The 20018-nt window shown below is 70.7% G+C and carries 15 protein-coding genes and 1 pseudogene; 5 read left to right on the top strand and 11 right to left on the bottom strand.

All coding sequences use genetic code 11. The features are described 5' to 3' along the window. The first annotated feature begins 8 nt into the window (after positions 1–8). Positions 9–908, top strand: coding sequence for a class I SAM-dependent methyltransferase (locus ACTWQO_RS32710; protein ID WP_443240989.1), 900 nt, complete (start codon positions 9–11; stop codon positions 906–908). A 106-nt stretch (positions 909–1014) separates the two neighbouring features. Then, positions 1015–1716, top strand: a complete 702-nt coding sequence (locus ACTWQO_RS32705; RefSeq protein WP_443240988.1) for an SDR family oxidoreductase — start codon at positions 1015–1017, stop codon at positions 1714–1716. A gap of 56 nt (positions 1717–1772) precedes the next feature. Here ACTWQO_RS32705 and ACTWQO_RS32700 read toward each other — a convergent pair whose 3' ends face one another. The 3 genes and pseudogenes from ACTWQO_RS32700 to ACTWQO_RS32690 all read right to left on the bottom strand — a co-directional run bounded on the left by ACTWQO_RS32700 (position 1773) and on the right by ACTWQO_RS32690 (position 6271). After that, positions 1773–2603, bottom strand: coding sequence for an aldo/keto reductase (locus ACTWQO_RS32700; protein ID WP_443240987.1), 831 nt, complete (start codon positions 2601–2603; stop codon positions 1773–1775). 107 nt (positions 2604–2710) lie between these two features. Continuing rightward, on the bottom strand, positions 2711–4537 hold the full coding sequence (locus ACTWQO_RS32695) for an AMP-dependent synthetase/ligase (protein WP_443240986.1): 1827 nt from the start codon (positions 4535–4537) through the stop codon (positions 2711–2713). A gap of 248 nt (positions 4538–4785) precedes the next feature. Then, positions 4786–6271: pseudogene (locus tag ACTWQO_RS32690) on the bottom strand (MFS transporter). 112 nt (positions 6272–6383) lie between these two features. Between ACTWQO_RS32690 and ACTWQO_RS32685 the strand changes: the two are divergent. After that, entirely contained in the window at positions 6384–7364 is a 981-nt protein-coding gene (locus tag ACTWQO_RS32685; protein ID WP_443241041.1) for an Lrp/AsnC family transcriptional regulator, read from the top strand. Here ACTWQO_RS32685 and ACTWQO_RS32680 read toward each other — a convergent pair. Continuing rightward, complete coding sequence (locus tag ACTWQO_RS32680; protein WP_443240985.1) at positions 7346–8224, bottom strand: LysR substrate-binding domain-containing protein; 879 nt, start codon at positions 8222–8224, stop codon at positions 7346–7348. The genes ACTWQO_RS32685 and ACTWQO_RS32680 overlap by 19 nt on opposite strands. 169 nt (positions 8225–8393) lie before the next feature. Between ACTWQO_RS32680 and ACTWQO_RS32675 the strand changes: the two genes are divergently transcribed. After that, the gene (locus ACTWQO_RS32675; protein WP_443241040.1) at positions 8394–9398 is read left to right on the top strand and encodes a bile acid:sodium symporter family protein; all 1005 of its coding nucleotides are present in this window, start codon (positions 8394–8396) and stop codon (positions 9396–9398) included. Here ACTWQO_RS32675 and ACTWQO_RS32670 read toward each other — a convergent pair. Together ACTWQO_RS32670 and ACTWQO_RS32665 are read right to left on the bottom strand one after the other, a co-directional pair. Next, positions 9334–10551, bottom strand: coding sequence for a DUF4185 domain-containing protein (locus ACTWQO_RS32670; RefSeq protein WP_443240984.1), 1218 nt, complete (start codon positions 10549–10551; stop codon positions 9334–9336). The two genes, ACTWQO_RS32675 and ACTWQO_RS32670, sit on opposite strands and share 65 nt — an antisense overlap. Positions 10552–10560: 9 nt before the next feature. After that, positions 10561–12459, bottom strand: a complete 1899-nt coding sequence (locus ACTWQO_RS32665; protein WP_443240983.1) for an exo-alpha-sialidase — start codon at positions 12457–12459, stop codon at positions 10561–10563. A gap of 367 nt (positions 12460–12826) precedes the next feature. On the opposite strand from ACTWQO_RS32665, the gene ACTWQO_RS32660 reads away from it, so the two are divergent. Beyond that, complete coding sequence (locus ACTWQO_RS32660) at positions 12827–13264, top strand: MarR family winged helix-turn-helix transcriptional regulator (protein WP_443240982.1); 438 nt, start codon at positions 12827–12829, stop codon at positions 13262–13264. Between the two features lie 307 nt (positions 13265–13571). On the opposite strand, the gene fdhD is transcribed toward ACTWQO_RS32660, so the two are convergent. From fdhD to ACTWQO_RS32635, 5 genes are read right to left on the bottom strand one after another with little or no spacing between them, the layout of a single operon-like run. Continuing rightward, complete coding sequence (gene fdhD / locus ACTWQO_RS32655) at positions 13572–14420, bottom strand: formate dehydrogenase accessory sulfurtransferase FdhD (RefSeq protein WP_443240981.1); 849 nt, start codon at positions 14418–14420, stop codon at positions 13572–13574. 7 nt (positions 14421–14427) lie between these two features. Then, complete coding sequence (locus ACTWQO_RS32650) at positions 14428–15288, bottom strand: 2Fe-2S iron-sulfur cluster-binding protein (RefSeq protein WP_443240980.1); 861 nt, start codon at positions 15286–15288, stop codon at positions 14428–14430. After that, positions 15285–17102: an NADH-ubiquinone oxidoreductase-F iron-sulfur binding region domain-containing protein gene (locus ACTWQO_RS32645; protein WP_443240979.1), complete on the bottom strand. Its 1818-nt coding sequence runs from the start codon at positions 17100–17102 to the stop codon at positions 15285–15287. The genes ACTWQO_RS32650 and ACTWQO_RS32645 overlap by 4 nt, the downstream gene beginning before the upstream one ends. A gap of 5 nt (positions 17103–17107) precedes the next feature. Next, positions 17108–19036, bottom strand: coding sequence for a molybdopterin oxidoreductase family protein (locus tag ACTWQO_RS32640; RefSeq protein ID WP_443240978.1), 1929 nt, complete (start codon positions 19034–19036; stop codon positions 17108–17110). Beyond that, positions 19033–20004, bottom strand: coding sequence for a 2-dehydropantoate 2-reductase (locus ACTWQO_RS32635; protein WP_443240977.1), 972 nt, complete (start codon positions 20002–20004; stop codon positions 19033–19035). Before ACTWQO_RS32635 ends, ACTWQO_RS32640 begins: the two co-directional genes overlap by 4 nt. Between the last annotated feature and the right edge of the window lie 14 nt (positions 20005–20018).

The following is a 20018-nucleotide window of genomic DNA, read 5'->3' as shown; positions in this document are numbered from 1 at the left end:
TCACCACCATGGCGCACGATGACCAGCAACAGCATCAGCACGACCACCATCACCATCACGATCACACGGACATCGACTGGGCGGAGATGGCCCCGCTGCTGGAGGCCCAGGCGGAGCTGTACATGCCCCTGCACGAGCGAGCGCTCGCCTGGCTCGGCAAGAAACAGACCGAACCGGGGCTGATCGTCGACGCGGGCAGCGGACCCGGCGTCGTCTCCTGTCTGCTCGCCGACGCCTTCCCCGGCGCCCGGGTCGTCGCCGTCGACGGCTCTGAGCCACTGCTGGAGCGAGCCCGCGCGCGGGCGGAGCGGCTCGGCGTCGCGGACCGCTTCGGCACACTCGCCGGTGAACTGCCGGACATCATGGCCGACTTGGACTACCCGGCCGATCTGATCTGGGCCAGCCACAGCCTGCACCACCTCGGTGACCAGCGCGCCGCGATCGCGGCCTACGGTGAGCGGCTGACGTTCGGCGGCACGCTCGCGCTCGTGGAGGGCGGCCTGCCCACCCGCTTCCTGCCGCGCGACATCGGGATCGGGCGCCCGGGCCTGCAGGCACGTCTCGACGCCGTGCAGGAGGAGTGGTTCACGGAGATGCGGGCGGCGCTGCCGGGCAGTGTGGCCGTGCCCGAGGACTGGCCGGCCCTGATGACCGCCGCCGGTCTGAAGCCCACCGGCACCCGCAGCTTCCTGCTCGACCTGCCCGCCCCGGCTCCCGACCGGGCACGCACCGTCGCCGCCGCCACCCTCTCCCGCCACCGCGAGGTCATCGGCGACAGCCTCGACGCCACCGACCGCGCCACCCTCGACCGCCTCGTCGACCCCGACGACAAGGCGAGCGTCCACCACCGCCCGGACCTGTTCGTCCTGTCGGCCCGCACGGTCCACACGGCCGTCCGCACCGGCTGAGGCGGGCCCGGGGCAGCAGCGGCCGGGACGGGCACAGAGCACTTGACTTCAAGAGCACTCCAAGTGATGGACTCCTCCGCAGTTCACCTACGAACAGGGGGAAACCATGACCGACTCTCCGGTCGCGCTCATCACCGGCGGCGGCAGTGGCATAGGCGCCGCGGTCGCCCGGCAGCTGCTCGACGCCGGGCAGCGGGTGGCCGTCACCGGTCGCGGTGAGGCACGTCTGCGCGGCTTCGCCGAGGAACTCGGCGATCCCGAGGGCCTGTTGACGATCACCGGGAACGCGGGCGACTACGACCAGATCCGTGCGGCCGTCGAGGTCACGCTGAAGGAGTTCGGGCGGCTCGACACCGTGGTCGCCAACGCCGGTTTCGCCACGCACGATTCGGTGGCCGAGGGCGATCCCGCCGGGTGGACGGAGATGGTGCTGACCAATGTGCTCGGCCCCGCGCTGCTCATCCGCGCGTCCATCGACGCGCTGAAGGAGACACGGGGCCGGATCGTCCTGGTCGGGAGCGTCGCCGGGTTCGTGCCGGGCCCGGGCAATATCTATGGGGCGACGAAGTGGGCGGTGACCGGGCTCGCCGAGAACACCCGGCGGCAGGTCACCGAATGGGGCGTCGGCGTGACTCTGATCGCGCCCGGCCGCGTGGAGACCCCGTTCTGGGACAGCTACGGCAGTCTGCCACCCGGCCATCTCCTCACCGCGGACCAGATCGCCGACTCGGTGGTGTGGGCGATCCGCCAGCCGGAGGGGGTCGACATCAACACGGTCGTCGTACGACCCATCGGGCAGCCCAACTGACGCGATCGGGCGGCCCGACTGACGTATGCGGGCCGCCCGATCGGTGTTGCTCAGGCTTATTCGAGCGTGGCGGGGTCCGGACCGATGCGCCGGTCCTCGTTGAGCGCGCTGATCGCCGCCAGGTCCTCGGTGTCCAGGGTGAAGTCGAAGACCTCGATGTTCTCCTTGATCCGGGACGGCGTCACGGACTTGGGGATCACGACGTTGCCGAGCTGGAGGTGCCAGCGCAGCACGATCTGGGCGGGCGTGCGGCCGTGCTTCTGGGCGATGGCGACGACCGCCGGGACCTCCAGCAGGCCCTTGCCCTGGCCGAGCGGCGACCAGGCCTCGGTGGCGATGCCCTGCTCCGCGTGGTACTCGCGGGCCCGGTGCTGCTGGAGGTGCGGGTGCAGCTCGATCTGGTTGACCGCCGGGATGACCGACGTCTCGCCGATCAGGCGCTGAAGGTGCTCCGGCAGGAAGTTGGAGACACCGATGGCACGGACCCGGCCGTCGGCGAGGAGCTTCTCGAACGCCTTGTACGTGTCGACGAAGTTGCCGGTGGCCGGGCGCGGCCAGTGGATCAGGTACAGATCCAGGTGGTCCAGGCCGAGCTTGGCCAGGGACTCGTCGAAGGCGCGGAGGGTGGAGTCGTACCCGTGGTCGCTGTTCCAGAGCTTGGTGGTGACGAAGAGATCCTCGCGGGGAACGCCGGCGGCGGCGATCGCCCTGCCGGTGCCCTCTTCATTGCCGTAGATCGCCGCTGTGTCGATGCTGCGGTACCCGGCCTCCAGCGCGGTGGTGACCGCCTGCTGCGCCTCGTCGTCCGGCACCTGCCAGACGCCGAAGCCCAGCTGGGGCATCTCGACGCCGTTGTTGAGGATGATCGGGGGGACCTTGCTGCTCACGAGCTCTCGATCCTTCGGTTGTCGTCAGGTGGTACTCATATCGTCAACGATCACGAGCCGTGATGCATTCCTGACCGGAGAATCCCTCGAAACTCCTTGCACCGGCGTCACGCCCGGTACAGCGCCTCGACCTCGTTGGCGTACGCGTTCTCGATCGCCTTGCGCTTCAGCTTCAGCGACGGGGTCAGCAGCCCGTGCTCTTCGGTGAACGGCTGGGCGAGTATCCGGAATGTGCGGATCGATTCGGCCTGGGAGACGAGCGTGTTGGCGGCGACCACCGCGCGCCGCACCTCCGTCTCCAGGTCCGCGTCGCGCACCAGCTCGGCCGGGGACAGCTGGGGCTTGCCGCGCATCGACAGCCAGTGCTCGACGGCCTCCTGGTCGAGGGTGACCAGGGCGGCGATGTACGGGCGGTCGTTGCCGACGACGATGCACTGGGAGACCAGCGGATGGTCCCGTACGCGTTCCTCCAGCTGGCCCGGCGAGACGCTCTTGCCGCCGGAGGTGACGAGGATCTCCTTCTTGCGGCCGGTGATGGTGAGATAGCCGTCCTCGTCGAGGGAGCCCAGGTCGCCGGTGGCGAGCCAGCCGTCGTGCAGGGTCTCGTCGGTGGCCTTCTTGTTGTTGAGGTAGCCGTGGAAGATGTTGGCGCCGTGCAGCCAGATCTCGCCGTCGTCCGCGATGTGCACGGTCATGCCGGGGATGGGCTGGCCGACGGTGCCGTAGCGGGTGCGCTCGGGCGGATTGGCGGTCGCGGCGGCCGTCGACTCGGTGAGGCCGTAGCCCTCGAAGATGTGCACGCCCGCGCCCGCGAAGAACAGGCCGAGCCGCCGGTCCATCGCCGAGCCGCCGGTCATCGCGTGCCGGATGCGGCCGCCCATCGCCGCCCGGATCTTGGCGTAGACGAGCTTGTCGAACAGCTGGTGCTGCACGCGCAGACCGGCCGAGGGGCCGGGCCCGATGCCCCAGGCCTTGGCCTCCACGGCGTCCGCGTACTTCACGGCGATCTCGACGGCCTTCTCGAAGGGCCCGGCCTTGCCCTCCCGCTGGGCCTTGCGGCGGGAGGCGTTGAAGACCTTCTCGAAGATGTACGGCACGCCGAGGAAGAACGTCGGCTTGAAGGCGGCCAGGTCGGGAAGGAGGGCGGCCGCGTTCATCTGCGGCTGGTGGCCGAACTTGACCTTGCCGCGGATCGCGGCGACCTGCACCATCCGCCCGAAGACATGCGCGAGCGGCAGGAACAGCAGGGTGGCCGCCTCGTCGCCCTTCTTGGAGTGGAACACCGGCTCCCAGCGCTCGATGACCGTGTCCGCCTCGTACATGAAGTTGCCGTGCGTGATGACACAGCCCTTGGGGCGGCCCGTCGTCCCCGAGGTGTAGATGATCGTGGCGACCGAGTCCGGGGTGACCGCCTGCCGGTGCCGGTGCACGATCTCGTCGTCGATGTGGGCGCCCGCGTCATACAGCTCCTGCACGGCGCCGGAGTCGAGCTGCCACAGCTGGCGCAGCTGCGGCAGCCGGTCGATGACCGTGGCGATCGTCATCGCGTGGTCCTCGTGCTCCACGATCGCGGCCGTGCACTCGGCGTCGTACAGCATCCAGAAGCACTGCTCGGCCGAGGACGTGGGATAGACCGGCACCACCTGGGCACCGATCGTCCACAGCGCGAAGTCGAAGAGCGTCCACTCGTAACGGGTGCGGGACATGATCGCGACCCGGTCGCCGAACCGGATGCCTTGGGCAAGCAAACCTTTGGCGAGAGCCAGCACTTCGTCACGGAACTCCGCGGCGGTGACGTCCCGCCACTGGTCCAGCTCGTCCTTGCGGCCGAGCGCGATGTGCAGCGGGTCTTCCTGGGCGTGCTGAAAGACGACATCGGCCAGACCGCCCACCGGCGGCGCCAATGCCAACGGAGGGTTGGTGAACTCGCGCAAACCCCGCTCCCCGCTCCCTCTTACCTGGTTCGCTCATTGGTGACGCTCCGCACAGGCCGTGAAAGCTACCCCACGCGCGGGCGCGGCGGGAGAGGGGTCGAAACGGAGTGACTCTCAGGTACGCCCTGGTCAGCGTCGGAAAATGCGCTCACATGGGGAAGGGTCGGACAGTTTCCTGACGGTTGAGTAAGTTTCGGTGCCGTAATCTCCACCGAATCTGTACGACGCGATTACGGCACCGGACGACGTCAGTTCCGGTGTGCGGCCCTCTCTTCCGTCAGCGTCCGCGCGGGCGCTTTCGTCACTCCGCCCGGCGCCCTGACCAGCGCGAGGACGAGCACTCCGGCCGCCATCGCCACGCAACCGGCAACCCCCGCGGCCGAGTTGAGGCCCGCGGCGAACGCCTCGTGCAGCGTGCGCTCGGAGAACGTGCCGTGCAGCGCTCCGGCGCCACCGCCCGCCAGCGCGTGCGCCGCGTCGTGCGGCAGCGTGTCCTGCATCCGGGAGGTCAGCACCGTACCGAAGACGGCGATGCCGAGCGCATACCCGAGCTGCCGGAAGGTATTCACCGCGCCGCCCGCCATGCCCGCGCGGTCCTGCGGTACGGCCGCCAGCGCGGCGCCCGCGATACCGGGCGACACCAGACCCGTACCGACACCCACCAGGATCAGCCCGGGGACCAGCGTGCCCGCCGTCGAGTCCGAGTCCAGGACCGCCATACAGAACTGGCCGGAGCCGATCAGCAGCAACCCGCCCCCGATGGTGATCCGCGCCGGCACCCCGTGCAGCAGCCGCCCGCCGGCCGCGGCCACCACGAACGAGGCGAGCGACAGCCACAGGAAGACCAGCCCGCCACGCACCGGACTCATCCCGAGCAGGGTCTGCAGCCAGATCGACGTGTACGCCATCACGCCGAACGCGGCCCCGTTGAAGGCGAGCGCCCCCACCATCACCCCGGAGAACGACGGCTTCAGGAACAGCCGCGGATCGAGCAGCGGGTCGGCGACCCGCCGCTCCACCACGACGAAGCAGACCAGAGCCAGGGCGGCCACCGCGAAGGAGGCGAGCGTTCGGGACTCGGTCCAGCCGTGCGACCCGGCCCGCACCGCCCCGTACGTCACCGCACCGGCGAGCACCGCGAACGTCGCCGTGCCCGCCCAGTCGATCCGGCGCTCCCGCGGCCCCCGCGACTCCGGCACCACCCGCAGCGTCAGCCACACCGCGGCCACGCTGACCGGCAGATTGACGTAGAAGATCCAGCGCCAGCCCGGCCCGTCGGTCAGCAGCCCGCCGAGCACCGGCCCCACCGCGGCCGCCGCCCCGCTGACGGCGCCCCACACGCCGAGCGCCACCGAGCGCCGCTTGCCCTGGTACACCGAGCCCAGCAGCGGCAGCGTGGTCGCGAGCATCGCTGCGGCGCCCACACCCTGCAACGCGCGCGGTGACCAGCATCCCCGGCCCCGACGCCAGCCCGCACAGCAGCGACGCCACCGCGAACAGCACGGTCCCCGCCACATGCACCCGCCGCCGCCCCAGCACATCCGCCGCGGCGCCCACCCCGAGCAGCAGCGCTGCCAGCGCCAGCGCGTGCCCGTCCATCACCCACTGCAGATCGCTCAGCGACGCGTGCAGCGATCCGGCCATCTCCGGCAGTGCCACGATCGCGATCGTCACGTCCAGCAACAACATGAACGTGCCCAGACAGACGGCCGTCAGCGGCCCCCAAGTACGCATGTCCTCAACTCCCTGTGCGATGGCTGCGTATCGGTTCGTACGATGGGGTCCGTCCGGCCGATCGCGGCGGTACGAGGCGTTCGGCCGCTGGAATCCGATGGGAGAAGCCGTGATCGAGCTGGAATCCGACACCTTCGACCTGCTCGACGTACAGCTGCTGTCGGCGCTGGAGATCGACGCCCGCGCCTCCTTCAGCAGGATCGGAGCGGTGCTGGGTGTCTCGGACCAGACCGTCGCGCGCCGGTTCCGCCGGCTGTGCGCCCAGGGCGGGCTGCGGGTCGTGGCGGTCCGCGACGCGGTGCGGCTGGGGCAGGACGAGTGGATGGTGCGCCTGCGATGCGCACCCGACGCCGCGCAGACCATCGCCGACGCGCTCGCCCGGCGCCCCGACACCAGCTGGATCGGGCTCGCCTCCGGCGGCACCGAGGTCGTCTTCGGTACGCGCCCGCGCAGTCCCGGCGCCTACGACGACCTGCTGCTCGGCAAGCTGCCCCGCACCCCCAGCGTGGTGGAGATCCGCGCCCACCAGATGCTGCACCGCTTCTACGGCGGACCGATGGGCTGGACACGCAAGTTCGGGGTGCTCACCGAGGACCAGATCGCGGCCCTGCGCCCCGAGCCGGTGACCGCCACGGGCCCGGCCCGCGTCCCCGCCGAGGACGAGCCGCTGCTCGCCGTCCTGGAACGCGACGGGCGTGCCACCTATCCGGAGCTCCAGCGCGCCACCGGCCGCTCCGAGTCCGCCGTCAAGCGCCGCCTCGCGGCGCTGCTCGCGTCCGGAGCGGTCTACATCGACGTCGAGTACCACTCCGAGACCCTCGGCTACCCCTTCGCCGCCGCCCTCTGGATCACCACCAGTCCCGCCGCCCTGCACTCGGTCGGCGAGGCCCTGGCCACCCACACCGAGGTCGCTTACGCCTCCGCCACCGCGGGCCCGTCCAACATCATGGTGACGTCGGTGGTGAAGAACAGCGCGGGACTCTACGACTACTTGAGCGGGCCCCTCGGCCACCTCCCCGGCGTCCAGCACGTGGAGGCGACGCCGTTCCTGCGCCGGGTCAAGCAGCTGACGTATCAGAAGCCCTTCCGCTGACGCCGGTGCAGCCGGTCGCCGCCCGCCAGGATCGCCGCGGCGAGGGCGTCCGCCGCGCCCTGGGCGGAGGTGCGGCGGCGGCCGTGGACCAGGACGAAGTCGACCTGGCCGAGCTCCGGCAGGCCCGCCCGGTCCGGGACGCGGATGAGGCCGGGCGGGATCAGGCCGCGGGAGTGGGCCATCACGCCCAGACCCGCGCGGGCCGCCGCGACGAGGCCGTTGAGGCTGCCGCTGGTGCAGGCGATGCGCCATGCGCGGCCCTGCCGTTCCAGGGCCTCCAGGGCCAGGGCGCGGGTGATGCCGGGCGGTGGGTACACGATCAGCGGGACCGGGCGGTCGGGGTCAAGCCGCAGGCGTTCCGCGCCGATCCACACCAGGTCGTCGTGCCAGACCAGTTCACCGCGCGGGTCCTCGGGCCGCCGTTTCGCCAGGACCAGGTCCAGCTTCCCGGCGGTCAGCTGCTCGTGCAGGGTGCCCGACAGCTCGACCGTCAGCTCCAGGTCGACCTCGGGGTGGTCGTGCCGGAAGCCCTCGAGGATCTCCGGCAGCCGGGTCAGCACGAAGTCCTCGGAGGCACCGAAGCGAAGCCGGCCGCGCACCCGGGTACCCGTGAAGAACGCCGTCGCCTGCTCGTGCACCTCCAGGATCCGGCGGGCGAAACCGAGCATCGCCTCGCCGTCCTCGGTCAGCTCCACGGAGTGGGTGTCCCGGCTGAACAGCTGCCGCCCGGCGGCGTCCTCCAGCCGTCGCACATGCTGACTGACCGTCGACTGGCGCAGCCCGAGACGCCGGGCGGCCTGCGTGAAGCTCAGGGTCTGCGCCACCGCCAGGAAGGTGCGCAGGTGGGAGGGGTCGTACACACGGAACACGGTAGCGCTTTATCGTGGAACGCGATGACAGTCAGAGCGGTATGACGGATTCCCGATCACGATGCCGTGGAGGACGATGGAGAGGGGCCCTCTTGGCCCCGCACCGCCCGAGAACCAGAGCTAGTGGAGCACCGTGAAACGCCTGCGCCCGCCCCGTTGGATGCCGATCGACCCGTACATCCTGCTCCTGCTCGGGACGGTCGGCCTCGCCGCTCTCCTCCCGGCGCGCGGGACGGGCGCGGACGTCGCCTCCGGTGCCTCCACGGCCGCGATCGCCTTCCTGTTCTTCCTCTACGGGGCCCGGCTGTCGACGCGCGAGGCGCTGGACGGGCTGAAGCACTGGCGGCTCCATGTCACGGTCCTGGCCTGCACGTTCGTGATCTTCCCGCTGCTCGGTCTGGCGTCCCGGGGCCTCGTCCCGGTGCTGCTGTCGGAGCCGCTCTTCCAGGGCCTGCTCTTCCTCACACTCGTCCCGTCGACCATCCAGTCGTCGATCGCCTTCACCTCGATCGCTCGCGGCAATGTGCCCGCCGCGATCTGCGCCGGCTCCTTCTCCTCACTGGTGGGCATCGTCGCCACACCCCTGCTGGCGGCCTCGCTGCTGGGCAGCACCGGCGGTTTCTCCGCCGACTCGCTGATCGAGATCGTGCTGCAGCTGCTGGTGCCGTTCGTCGCCGGGCAGATGCTGCGCCGGTGGATCGGCGGATTCGTCGCCCGGCACAAGAAGGCGCTCGGGCTGGTCGACCGCGGGTCGATTCTGCTCGTCGTCTACACCGCGTTCAGCGAGGGCATGGTGCAGGGCATCTGGCACCAGGTGAGCCCGGCCCGGCTGGCCGGTCTGCTCGCCGTGGAAGCGGTCCTGCTGGCCGTGATGCTCGCGCTGACCTGGTACGGCGCCAAGGCGCTGCGCTTCGACCGGGAGGACCGGATCGCGATCCAGTTCGCCGGTTCGAAGAAGTCCCTGGCCGCCGGACTGCCCATGGCGAGCGTCCTGTTCGGCGCGCACGCCGCGCTGGCGGTGCTGCCGCTGATGCTCTTCCACCAGATGCAGCTGATGGTGTGCGCGGTGATCGCCAAGCGCAGGTCGCACGACAAGGTGCTCAGCGAGGCGGCTCCAGCCGAAGAGTCACGAATCGCGGTCGGTACAGGGACACGTTCCGGCTGAGCTGCGCCGCCGCGCCGCCGTTGGTGTCCAGCCAGTTGACGTCGTAGCTGAGCACCAGCCGCCCGTCGTCGCTCAGTTCGGGGTGGACCTGGGGGTTGTACGCGGCGACCTGGCCGTCGGGCAGCGCGGGGCTGAAGTCCCGCGTCGGCCCGTGCCAGGGCCCGGTGGGGGAGCAGGCCCAGTACGAGGTGATCGTCGTCAGCCCCTCGGCGCCCGCCGCCATGGTGAACAGCACATACGTGTCGTCCTCACGCACCACCGAGAACGCGCTGCCCACCCCGTCGCCCAGCACCGTGCGCGGGGCGCCACCGGCCGCCCACTCGGACCCGTTCCAGTACTGCCAGGCGCCCGGCTCGGCGAGCCTTCCCTCCGGCACCCGCGCCACGTACGCCGACGAGGCCGGGCGGGACGCGGCCTGGGCGTCGTCGCCACCGAAGACGTAGGTCCAGCCGTCGTGTTCGACCAGCGTCGTGCCGAACAGGATCCGCCGGGAGGGATCGGGGACGAGTTGCTGGTCCAGCACCGGGACGACCGACTCGACCCGCAGATCGGGCAGGGACAGGGTGGCGACCTCGGTGGCGGTGGGCAGGCCGTAGATCCAGGGCGACTGGCCGGCCGTCCGTACCCACAGCACCACCCGTACGACCTGCTCCGACGAACCGGGCGAGCGGGGCTCGACCCGCGCGGCGACCGGCCACCGCCACTGGTTCGGGCCCGGATCGGGAAACAGGGGCGCGGGGAGGGTGCTCAGGAGCCGGCCGTCCCGCATCGCCACCGCCGAGTTGCGGACCAGCGGCGCCGCGGTGTCCCGCCAGGCGTGCGACTCGCCGACCGGATTGGGCGGCGCGTACACCTGGCCCAGATAGGTGTCCGAGAACAGCCAGAGCACCCGCCCGTCCGGCAGCCGCACCGAGTGGGTGCCGTCGCCGCCGGTCCAGTCGTCCGCGCGGGACGCGTCGTCGCCGTAGCGGGCGAACTCGCCGGTCAGCCCGCGGTCCGCCGACCAGGAGCCCACCGTACGGGCCGGGCACGCGCCGCCGCCCTCCCGGTCGCCGTCCGGGAGGGCCGTGAGCAGCACGGCCCCGAGCACCAGGGTCAGCAATAGGCCGATCCCGGTCCCCGTCCGCTGTCGTGCTCGTACGTCGTCGGGCACGCCGCGACGTTAGTCGCTGCCGTTCACCTGGTCCATGGGCAGCCACACCACGGTGTCGAGGACCGGCCCCGTGCCGTCCGTACGGACTTCGCCGATCTCCGCATCGGTCAGCGCCCGGTCCCAGACACGGACGTCGTCGATCGCGCCGGTGAAGAAGGCGCGACTGTCCATGCGCTCGCCGATGTGCACACCGAAGGGCGAGTTGCGGCTCACCGAGCCGGGCACATCGGCGGAGCGGATCGCCTTGCCGTCGAGGAACAGGGTCAGTGCCCCGTCGCCGCGACGCAGCGCCAGATGGTGCCAGCGGCCGTCGTTGTACGCCCCGTCGGTGCTCACGGACGCCTTGCGCACGGTCGTCGGACCCTCCCGCGCCGTCATCAGGGCCTGCACGCGGTTGCTGGCGGGCTCGCCGCGCAGCGTGATGTGCGGCTGGCCGGTCGCGACGCCGCCCATCGACAGCAGCGGCTGCTCGCCGGACGTGGCGGTGTGCCGAAACCACAGCGAGGCGGTGAAGTCCTTGGTGCCGAGCGGGAGCCGGTCGTGGTACGGCAGGCGCACGGCGTCGTCGGTGCCGTCGAAGGCCAGCGCACCGTCGAACGCGCCCTCCGTCACCGTGGCACCACCGAGGACGGAGGCCGCCGGGGCGAGCAGGGCCTGGTCGGCGGTGGTGGGGTCCGGGCCGCGGCGCGGGCCGAGCCAGTCCTCGTTGAACCGGGCGAAGCGGATCTCGTCGCGGGCGTCGACGGTACCCGCCTCGTACAGCAGGCCCGTGGTGGTGCCGCTGATGTGCACCAGATCGGAGTAGCCGGACCAGTCCCGGGTGACGACCGTGCCGCGGTCGACGCTGTCCCAGGTGGCGCCGCCGTCGTACGAGGAGCGGATCATCATGGTCCGGCGGCGGTCGGGGTCGCCGGGGCAGGCCAGCAGCATGCGGCTGCTCACTCGCAGCATCGAGCACTGCACCTGCGGGGCGTACAGGTCGGGAAGGTTCTGGAAGGGCGTGTCGAAGCTGTCGCCGCCGTCCTCGCTGACGGCCTGCGTGCGATGGCCGACGTTGGTGCCGTCCTGCTCGCGGCCGCTGACCAGGATCGTGCCGTCGGTGCGCTCGGCCAGCGTCAGCTCGCCGTTCTTCTGCTCGAAGGTGCCGTCCGCGGCGACTTCCGAGGAGTCGGTGGCGCCGAGCCGCCAGTGGTCGCCGCCGTCGTCGCTGATGATGAGCGCCGCATGGTTCGCGGTGACCCGACTGCCGTTCCACGTCTCGCCGTTGACGCTGATGACGATCCGCCCTGCGTTCAGGCCCCGGGTGAGCTGGATGCCGTGCACGGGCCCGGTGGCGTACCACGAGTTCCAGTGCTCGGGCAGGATCTCGGCGCTCAGGTCGCGCGGCTCGGACCAGCTGCGCCCGTCGTCGTCGCTGTGCTGGAGATACGGGCTGCGTTTGCAGGGCACATCGCAGTTTCCGCTGTCCGTACGGCCCTTGTTGTACGTCTCCGCCAGCAGGATCCGGCCCGTGGACTGGTCCACCACCGGCGTCGGATTGCCGTGCGTGTCCCCGGCGCCCTCGTTCACCACCTGGAGCGGGCCCCAGGTACGGCCGCCGTCGGTGGAGCGCTTGACGACGATGTCGATGTCGGTGGCATCACCGCAGTTGAGGACGCGGCCCTCGGCGAACGCCAGCAGTGTCCCCTGGTTGGTGCGCACGATCGCCGGGATCCGGTAGCAGGCGTACCCGGGGTCCTGCGAGGCCTTGAACAGGACCTGCTGCTCGAACTCGGGCGCCTTGGTGGCCGGTTGGGCGTGTGCGGGGCTCGGCAGCGCGGCGGCCGCCGTACTGACGGCGGCCGCGGTGAGAGTGTGTCTCAGAGCTCGGAGGGGGGATCTAAGACGTGCACGAAGACTTGGCGGCATGGCATGACCTGCCCTTCAGGCATCTGGACATCTGACCGTCTGGACGTCCCACGTCCAACATGCGTGCATAAGACAGTAGTTGTGGCGTCGGCAGTTCACGAGAAGCGGGTGGGGGCCCGTGGGAGTGCAGAGGGGAGTGCTGCCGGTGCTGCGCGCCGCGTCAGGGCCGCGGCACCACCTTGCCGAGGGCTATTCGGCCTACCGGAGAGCCCGCCACGGCCTTGGCACCTACGAGCAAGAGGGGGCCACCGGGGGCGTCGTACCGCACGCGACGCATCGACCGCACCTCCAGAGGGCTCGTTGGGAGTCCCAACGATAAGCAGATGATCGTAGGGAAGTCCAACGACAATTCACCTAGTGTGTTGCCATGGCCGAAGCTCCCCTTCTCGCGATACGCACCCTGCCCAGCTGGCTCCTGGGCCGCGCCGCCGCCCGGGGTCGCGCCCTGGTGTCCGCCGCCCTGGCCGAAGAGGGCATGAGGACGTGGCACCACGCCGTCCTCTCGGCCGCCCACGACCTCGCCCCCGTAGCCCAGGCCGACCTGGGCAGAAGCGCCGGCCTCGACCCCAAGGACGTCGTAGGCATCCTCAACGACCTGCAGTCCGCCGGCCTGGTCACCCGCACCCCCGACCCGACGGACCGCCGCAAGAACGCCGTGTCCCTGACCCGGGACGGCACCCGACTCCTCGCGCGCTGCGAAAAGCTGGCCCGCGCGGCGAACGACGACCTCCTCAGCCCCCTCTCCGAGGCCGAACGAGCCCAATTCATAAGGCTGTTGAGCCGGATCTCCGGTACGGACGACTGATGCCGGCTGAGGGGGCTTCATGACAGCTTGAGGCCGCCACGCTGGTGCCTCCCAGCCCAGCCCGGCACCGGGCAAGGGCCCACCAACCAGCACCGGTCCGACGCGCCGGCCGTGAGGGAGCCGTAGGGGGCGCGGCGGTGTTGGAGAGGGGAACGCGCCGAGGCTCGAAGCGTCGAGCACGATCTCCGTCTCGACACCGGCATAAAGCACCCCCGGAGGCGACCGAACAAAAACAGCGGGACCCCTGAATGGCGCAGGGGGCGCTCCCCGCCGTTCGGGGCCCCGCCGTCGTGTCGCGGGGAGCCGGTCAGCCCTGGGCGGCCGCGGTCCGCAGGGCGATGCGGTCCTCGCCCGCGTACACGTTCATGGAGCTGCCGCGCAGGAACCCCACCAGGGTCAGCCCGGTCTCGACCGCCAGGTCCACCGCGAGGGACGACGGAGCCGACACGGCCGCGAGCACCGGAATCCCGGCCATCACCGCCTTCTGTGCGAGCTCGAACGAGGCCCGCCCCGACACCAGCAGGATCGTCCGGGACAGCGGCAGGCTCCCGCTCTGCAGCGCCCGGCCGACGAGCTTGTCCACCGCGTTGTGCCGGCCGACGTCCTCGCGTATGTCGAGCAGCTCCCCGTCCTCCGTGAACAGGGCCGCCGCGTGCAGCCCCCCGGTCCGGTCGAAGACCCGCTGGGCCGCGCGCAGCCGGTCGGGGAGGTCGGCCAGCAGTTCGGGTTCGACCCGGACCGGGGGAGTGTCGGCGATGGGCCACCGAGCCGTCGTACGGACCGCGTCCAGGCTGGCCTTGCCGCACAGACCGCAGGACGACGTGGTGTAGACGTTCCGCTCCAGCGTGATGTCCGGGATCACGACGCCCGGCGCCGTCCTCACGTCCACCACGTTGTACGTGTTGGAACCGTCCACCGTGGCGCCCGCGCAGTACACGATGTTCTGCAGCTCCGAGGCGGCGCCCAGCACCCCCTCGCTCACCAGAAACCCGGCGGCGAGCGCGAAGTCGTCGCCCGGCGTCCGCATGGTGATCGCGAGCGCCTTGCCGTTCAGCCGGATCTCCAGCGGTTCCTCGGCGACGAGCGTGTCCGGGCGGGTGGAGACCGCCCCGTCCCGGATCCGGATCACCTTGCGTCGTTCCGTGACTCGTCCCATGTCCTGATCAGCCCCGGTTCTGTACGTGCTGGTAGCCGAAACGGCCCTTGATGCAGAGGTTGCCGTGGGTCACCGGGTTGTCGTGCGGTGAGGTGACCTTCACGATGTCATTGTCCTGCACGTGGAGGGTGAGGTTGCAGCCCACTCCGCAGTACGCGCACACGGTCGTCGTCTCCGTCTGCTGGGACTCGTCCCACGTACCCGCCGCCCGCATGTCGAACTCCGACTTGAACGACAGCGCGCCGGTCGGGCACACCTCGATGCAGTTCCCGCAGTACACGCAGGCCGAATCGGTCAACGGAGCGTCGTGCTCCACCGCGATCCGCGCATCGAATCCCCGCCCCGCCACCGAGATGGCGAACGTGTTCTGCCACTGGTCACCGCACGCGTCGACGCACTTGTAGCAGAGGATGCACTTGTCGTAGTCACGCACATACAGATCGTTGTCGACCTTGGGTTCCTCATTCAACCGGGCCGCGTCCGGCCCGAAGCGGTCCGGCTTCGCCTCGTACTCCTTGATCCACTCAGCCACTTGAGGTGTGGTCGACAAATCGACCGACGAGGCAAGAAGCTCCAGCACGACCTTCCGGCTGTGCCGCGCACGTTCCGTGTCGGTCTTCACCTCCATGCCGGGCTCGGCCCTGCGGGAGCAGGCCGGGACCAGGGTGCGGGAACCCTCCACCTCGACGACGCACACCCGGCAGGCGTTCTTCGGGGTGAGCGTGTCGCCCTGGCACAGGGTCGGGATGTCCTTCCCCGCCGACCGGCAGGCGTCGAGGATCGTGGAACCCTCCGGCGCCCGTACCGGCTCCCCGTCGATGGTGAACTCCAGCAGTCGGCGCGGGATCCCCAGCGGTGTCACGGTCATTCGTACGCCCCCAGACGGTCGATGGCGGATTCCACGGCGTTCCACGCGGTCTGCCCGAGACCGCAGATCGAGGCGTCCCGCATGGCGCGGCCGACCTCCCGGAGCAGGGCGATGTCGTCGGCGGCAGCCGCACCGGTGCGCTCCGCGATCCGGTGCAGCGCCTCTTCCTGTCGCACGGTCCCGACCCGACACGGCACGCACTGCCCGCACGACTCGTCGCGGAAGAACTCGGCGATCCGCAGCAGCAGCCGCGGCAGCGGAACCGTGTCGTCGAAGGCCATCACCACGCCCGAGCCGAGCGTCGTCCCCGCCTCCCGGGTGCCTTCGAAAGTGAGCGGGATGTCCATCTCATCAGGCCGTACGAAGCCGCCCGCCGCCCCGCCGAGCAGTACGGCCCGCAACCCGTCCCGCACCCCGGCCAGCTCCAGCAACTCACCCAGCGTCGCACCGAACGGCAGCTCGTAAATCCCGGGCCGGTCCACCGTCCCCGACACACAGAACAGCTTCGGCCCGGTGGACCTGGCCGTCCCGATCGCCGCGTACGCGGGCGCTCCCATTGTCAGGATCGGCAGGACGTTGACCAGCGTCTCCACGTTGTTCTCGACCGTGGGCTTGCCGAACAGGCCCTTCTCCACCGGGAAGGGCGGCTTGGAGCGCGGCTCGCCGCGGTAGCCCTCGATGGAGTTGAACAGGGCCGTCTCCTCACCGCAGATGTACGCGCCCGCACCCCTGCGGATCTCGATGTCGAAGGCGTACCCCTGGCCGAGGACGTCCTCGCCGAGCAGCCCACGCGCGCGTGCCTGCACCAGCGCGTGCTCCAGACGCCGCAGCGCCCGCGGATACTCGCCGCGGAGATAGAGGTAGCCCTTGTGCGCGCCCGTCGCGTACCCCGCGATCGTCATCGACTCGATCAGCGCGTACGGGTCGCCCTCCATGATCACGCGGTCTTTGAAGGTGCCCGGCTCGGACTCGTCCGCGTTGCACACCACGTAGTGCGGATGGTCGGGCTGGGACGCCGTGGCCTGCCATTTGCGGCCGGTGGGGAAGGCGGCGCCGCCGCGCCCGACCAGGCCCGAGTCGCTGACCTCACGGATCACCCCGGAGGGGCCCAGCCCGAAGGCGCGGCGCAGGGCGGTGTAGCCGCCGTGGGCGCGGTAGTCGTCGAGCGACGCCGGGTCGACCACGCCGACGCGGCTGAGGAGGATCAGGTCGCCCGACCCAGCCTGGGGCACCGCGAGCGCCGCCGGCGGCTCCTCGGGCGCCGAGTCCGGCGCGGTCGCGGCGAGGACGGCCTCGCGGACGGTCGCCGGCGCCGACACCGCCGTACGCACCGGATCCCCGGCCCTGATCGCCAGCGCGGCCGGAGCCCGCTCGCACAGTCCCAGGCAGGGGCTGCGCTCCACCTGGACGCCGGGACCGAGTCCCGCCTCGATCCCGGCGCACAGCTCGGACGCCCCGGCTGCCGCGCATGCCAGGTCGGTGCAGACGTGCAGCACCGTCGCCGGACGCGGCTTCACGGAGAACATCGCGTAGAAGGTGGCCACCCCGTACGCCTCCGCCGGCGGCACCGTCAGCCGTCGGCACAGGTAGTCCAGGGCGCCGTCACTGATCCATCCCACCCGGTCGTTGATGGCGTGCAGCCCCGGCAACAGCAGGTCGCGGCGGTCCCGGGCCTCGCGTCCGCCGCGCGCCCATCGCAGGTCGGCATCGGAGCGGTCGGCGCCCTCCCAGGAGGACTCGGGCGGGCCCAACAGGGCGTCGACGGCCGCCCGTTCGTCGTCCGTCGGCTTACTGTCGCCGAAGTGCAGGTCCACTTACGTCACCTCACGATGGTCGCGACGGGGAGCTTCTCGATCCGGATCGCCGACGCCTTGAACTCCGCCGTCCCCGCGATCGGGCAGTTCGCCTCGATCGTCAGCTGGTTGGTGTCCACCTCGTCGGGAAAGTGCATGGTCATGAACGCCAGACCGGGACGGAGCGCCGGATCGACCCACACCGGAGCGACCACCGCCCCGCGCCGCGAGGTCACCTGGACCTCCTCGCCGACCACGACCCCGTACCGCTCCGCGTCCTCCGGGCACAGCTCGACGTACTCCCCGCGCCGCAGCGGCGAGGCGAAACTCCCGCTCTGCACACCGGTGTTGTAGGAGTCGAGCCGCCGCCCGGTCGTGAGCCGGATCGGGAACCGGTCGTCGGTGAGGTCGACCGGCGGATCGTGCTGGACCAGCCCGAACGGCGCCGGCATGCCCCGCTGCGCCGGGTCGGCATCCCACAACCGGCCGTGCAGATACGTCGGTTCGAGCTGCTCGGTGCTCGGGCACGGCCACTGGATGCCCTGGTGCTCCTCCAGGCGTTCGTACGTCATCCCGTAGTGGTCCGGCGACACCGACCTCAGCTCGTTCCAGACGGCCTCCGAGTCGGCGTACTTCCAGTCGTGGCCGAGGCGAGCCGCAAGCTCGCAGATGATGTCGATGTCCTCGCGAGCCTCACCGGGCGGCGTGACCGCACGTCGTACGCGCTGAACTCGGCGTTCGCTATTGGTGGTTGTGCCGTCGGTCTCGGCCCACCCGGCGGTCGCGGGCAGCACCACGTCCGCCAGCTCGGCCGTCTTCGTCAGGAAGATGTCCTGGACGACCAGGAAGTCGAGCGCCTGCATGCGCCGTACCGCCTGCTCGCTGTCCGCCTCCGACTGCGCCGGGTTCTCGCCGATGCAGTAGACGGCCTTGAGCGTGCCCTCCTCCATCGCCTCGAACATCTCGGTGAGGTTCATCCCGTAGTGCGGCTGGATGACTGTGTCCCAGGCCGACTCGAATTTCAGCCGGGTGTCCGCGTCGAGGATGTCCTGGAAGCCGGGGAGGCGGTTGGGGATGGCGCCCATGTCGCCGCCTCCTTGCACGTTGTTCTGGCCGCGCAGGGGCTGCAACCCGCTTCCGTAGCGGCCCACATGGCCCGTCAGCAGCGACAGGTTGATCAGCGCCCGGACGTTGTCCGTGCCGTTGTGGTGCTCGGTGATGCCCAGGGTCCAGCACAGCTGGGCGCGCTCGGCGCGGGCGTAGGCGTGCGCCAACTCCCGTATGGCGGCGGCCGGTACGCCCGTCACCTTCTCGGCGAGCGACAGCGTCCACGGCTCGACCAGCTTCCTGTACTCCTCGAAGCCGCTCGTCGCCCGCTCGATGAACGCCTCGTTGGCCAGCCCCGCGTGGATGATCTCGCGGCCGATCGCGTGCGCCATCGGGATGTCGGTGCCGACGTTCAGGCCGAGCCAGCTCTCCGCCCACTCGGCCGTCGACGTCCGGCGTGGGTCGACGGCGTACATCCGGGCGCCACCCCGGATCCCCTTCAGCACGTGCTGGAAGAAGATCGGGTGCGCGAAGCGGGCGTTGGAGCCCCACATCACGATGACGTCGGTGTGCTCGATCTCCTCGTACGACGACGTCCCGCCGCCGGATCCGAAGGCGGCCGACAGACCCGCGACGCTCGGGGCGTGACAGGTGCGGTTGCAGGAGTCGACGTTGTTGGTGCCCATGACGACGCGGGCGAACTTCTGCGCCACGTAGTTCATTTCGTTGGTCGCGCGGGCGCAGGAGAACATGCCGAACGCGCCGTGGGCGGCTTGCAGACCGCGGGCGGCACGGTCCAGTGCCTCGTCCCAACTCGCCCGGCGAAAGGGCTCGTTGCGGGAATCCCGTACCAGTGGGTGGGTGAGTCGGGTGTAGGTCTTCGGTTCGCGCTTCCTCGTGCTTTTCATGCGGCGCTCCTCAGCGCGAGCAGGTCCGAGATGGCGTGCACGGTGCGCAGGGTGGGCACCTGCACGCCGGTGATCTCCGCCAGCTCGACGACCGCGGCGAGCAGTACGTCGAGTTCGAGCGGTTTGCCGCGCTCCAGGTCCTGGAGCGTGGAGGTGCGGTGGTCGCCCACGCGCTCGGCGCCGGCGAGACGGCGCTCGATGGAGACGCCGACCTTGCAGCCGAGGGCCTCGGCGACCGACAGCGTCTCGGTCATCATGATCTCGATGACCTTGCGGGTGCCGCCGTGCAGGCACATCTGCCGCATGGTGGCGCGGGCCAGCGCGCTGATCGGGTTGAAGGAGATGTTGCCGAGCAGCTTGAGCCAGATGTCGTTGCGCAGGTCCGGCTCGACGGGGCACTTGAGCCCGCCCGCCTGCATGGCCTCGCTGAGCGCGAGACACCGCGTGGACACGCTGCGGTCGGGCTCGCCGATGGAGAACCGGGTGCCTTCGAGATGTCGTACGACTCCTGGTTCCGCCAGCTCTGTGGCCGCGTACACGACGCAGCCGATGGCCCGTTCGGGCGCGAGCACCGCACTGACCGCGCCGTCGGGGTCCACACTCTCGACGCGGTGGCCGTCGTAGGGGCCGCCGTGCCGGTGGAAGTACCACCAGGGGATGCCGTTCTGGGCGGCTACGACCGCCGTGGTGTCGTGCAGCAGTGGCTCGATCAGCGGCCCGCACGCCGCGTACGAGTTGGCCTTCAGGCCCAGGAAGACGAAGTCGGCCGGGCCGATCTCGGCCGGGTCGTCGGTGGCGTGGGCGCGGGCGGTGAAGTCGCCGCGCGGACTGAGCACCCGCACCCCGTGCTGCCTCATGGCCGCGAGATGCGGTCCACGGGCGACGAGGTGCACATCGGCGCCCGCGCGGTGGAGCGCGGCACCGACATAGGCGCCGATCGCACCGGCGCCGAGGACTGCGACTTTCATACGGGGGAGCTCCG

The organism is Streptomyces sp. 4N124, assembly GCF_052245395.1.
Lineage (GTDB): Bacteria > Actinomycetota > Actinomycetes > Streptomycetales > Streptomycetaceae > Streptomyces.
The sequence above is the reverse complement of the archived record's forward strand: the minus strand, read 5'-3'. Positions and strand labels throughout refer to the sequence as shown.

What these genes read in the sequence shown, in the direction of transcription:
- ACTWQO_RS32705 (WP_443240988.1), top strand. Translation starts at nt 1,015, where the DNA reads ATGACCGACTCTCCGGTCGCGCTCATCACCGGCGGCGGCAGTGGCATA.
- ACTWQO_RS32665 (WP_443240983.1), bottom strand. Translation starts at nt 12,459, where the DNA reads ATGCCGCCAAGTCTTCGTGCACGTCTTAGATCCCCCCTCCGAGCTCTG.
- ACTWQO_RS32635 (WP_443240977.1), bottom strand. Translation starts at nt 20,004, where the DNA reads ATGAAAGTCGCAGTCCTCGGCGCCGGTGCGATCGGCGCCTATGTCGGT.
- ACTWQO_RS32710 (WP_443240989.1), top strand. Translation starts at nt 9, where the DNA reads ATGGCGCACGATGACCAGCAACAGCATCAGCACGACCACCATCACCAT.
- ACTWQO_RS32675 (WP_443241040.1), top strand. Translation starts at nt 8,394, where the DNA reads ATGCCGATCGACCCGTACATCCTGCTCCTGCTCGGGACGGTCGGCCTC.
- ACTWQO_RS32650 (WP_443240980.1), bottom strand. Translation starts at nt 15,288, where the DNA reads ATGACCGTGACACCGCTGGGGATCCCGCGCCGACTGCTGGAGTTCACC.
- fdhD (WP_443240981.1), bottom strand. Translation starts at nt 14,420, where the DNA reads ATGGGACGAGTCACGGAACGACGCAAGGTGATCCGGATCCGGGACGGG.
- ACTWQO_RS32660 (WP_443240982.1), top strand. Translation starts at nt 12,827, where the DNA reads ATGGCCGAAGCTCCCCTTCTCGCGATACGCACCCTGCCCAGCTGGCTC.
- ACTWQO_RS32640 (WP_443240978.1), bottom strand. Translation starts at nt 19,036, where the DNA reads ATGAAAAGCACGAGGAAGCGCGAACCGAAGACCTACACCCGACTCACC.